The organism is Neolewinella agarilytica (genome assembly GCF_900110645.1).
GTDB classification, from domain to species: domain Bacteria; phylum Bacteroidota; class Bacteroidia; order Chitinophagales; family Saprospiraceae; genus Neolewinella; species Neolewinella agarilytica.
This window is the reverse complement of record NZ_FOFB01000065.1, coordinates 1-1,314: the sequence shown is the minus strand read 5'-3', so window position 1 is coordinate 1,314 and position 1,314 is coordinate 1. Positions and strand designations below refer to the sequence as shown.

Sequence of the window (1,314 nt, the reverse complement as noted above, 5' to 3'; positions counted from 1 at the left end):
AGCTAAACCTTGGATACCCTGAGGACCTTGGTCACCCTGAATACCCTGTAGTCCGCGTTCGCCTTGTGGGCCTTGGTCACCCTGGATTCCCTGGATGCCTTGCTCGCCACGCTCGCCCTGTGGGCCTTGCGCGCCGTCTTCGCCGTCAGCTCCGGCAGGACCTTGAATACCCTGGGGACCTTGGTCGCCCTGAATACCCTGAAGTCCGCGTTCGCCTTGTGGGCCTTGGTCACCCTGGATTCCCTGGAGACCACGTTCGCCCTGCGGGCCCTGGTCACCTTGAATACCTTGGATGCCTTGCTCGCCACGCTCGCCCTGTGGGCCTTGCGCGCCGTCTTCGCCGTCAGCTCCGGCAGGACCTTGAATACCCTGGGGACCTTGGTCGCCCTGGATACCCTGTAGTCCGCGTTCGCCTTGTGGGCCACGCTCGCCTTGGATGCCTTGGAGGCCACGCTCACCCTGGGGGCCTTGCGCACCGTCTTCGCCGTCAACTCCGTCGCGACCGTCCTGGCCGTCAGCTCCAGCTAGACCCTGGATACCCTGAGGACCTTGGTCGCCCTGAATACCTTGAAGTCCGCGTTCGCCTTGTGGGCCTTGCTCTCCCTGGATTCCCTGGAGACCACGTTCACCCTGCGGGCCCTGGTCACCTTGAATACCCTGGATGCCTTGCTCGCCACGCTCACCCTGTGGGCCTTGCGCACCGTCTTCGCCGTCGACTCCGTCACGACCGTCCTGGCCGTCAGCTCCAGCTAGACCTTGAATACCCTGGGGACCTTGGTCGCCCTGAATACCTTGAAGTCCGCGTTCGCCTTGTGGGCCTTGGTCACCCTGGATGCCTTGGAGACCACGTTCGCCCTGCGGGCCCTGGTCACCTTGGATTCCCTGGATGCCTTGCTCGCCGCGCTCACCCTGGGGGCCTTGCGCGCCGTCTTCGCCGTCAGCTCCAGCTACACCCTGGATACCCTGAGGACCTTGGTCACCCTGAATACCCTGTAGTCCGCGTTCGCCCTGTGGGCCTTGGTCACCCTGGATTCCCTGGATGCCTTGCTCGCCACGCTCACCCTGGGGGCCTTGCGCGCCGTCTTCGCCGTCAGCTCCAGCTACACCCTGGATACCCTGAGGACCTTGGTCACCCTGAATACCTTGAAGTCCGCGTTCGCCTTGTGGGCCTTGGTCACCCTGAATACCCTGTAGTCCGCGTTCACCTTGTGGGCCTTGCTCACCCTGGATTCCCTGGAGACCACGTTCGCCCTGCGGGCCCTGGTCACCTTGAATACCTTGGATGCCTTGCTCGCCACGCTCGCCCTGTGGGCC

General features: G+C 64.0%; 4 protein-coding genes. 2 read left to right on the top strand and 2 right to left on the bottom strand.

Annotation, left to right across the window (positions count from 1 at the left end; translation table 11 throughout):
• Positions 1-2: 2 nt before the first annotated feature.
• Positions 3-425, bottom strand: a complete 423-nt coding sequence (locus tag BM123_RS24500) for a hypothetical protein (protein WP_217642220.1) — start codon at positions 423-425, stop codon at positions 3-5.
• A 124-nt stretch (positions 426-549) separates the two neighbouring features.
• Between BM123_RS24500 and BM123_RS24495 the strand changes: the two genes are divergently transcribed.
• Entirely contained in the window at positions 550-753 is a 204-nt protein-coding gene (locus BM123_RS24495) for a hypothetical protein (protein ID WP_217642219.1), read from the top strand.
• Between the two features lie 21 nt (positions 754-774).
• Positions 775-996, top strand: a complete 222-nt coding sequence (locus tag BM123_RS24490; protein ID WP_217642218.1) for a hypothetical protein — start codon at positions 775-777, stop codon at positions 994-996.
• A 104-nt stretch (positions 997-1,100) separates the two neighbouring features.
• Here BM123_RS24490 and BM123_RS24485 read toward each other — a convergent pair.
• A partial coding sequence (locus BM123_RS24485) for a hypothetical protein (RefSeq protein WP_217642217.1) occupies positions 1,101-1,314 on the bottom strand: 214 nt, incomplete at its 5' end.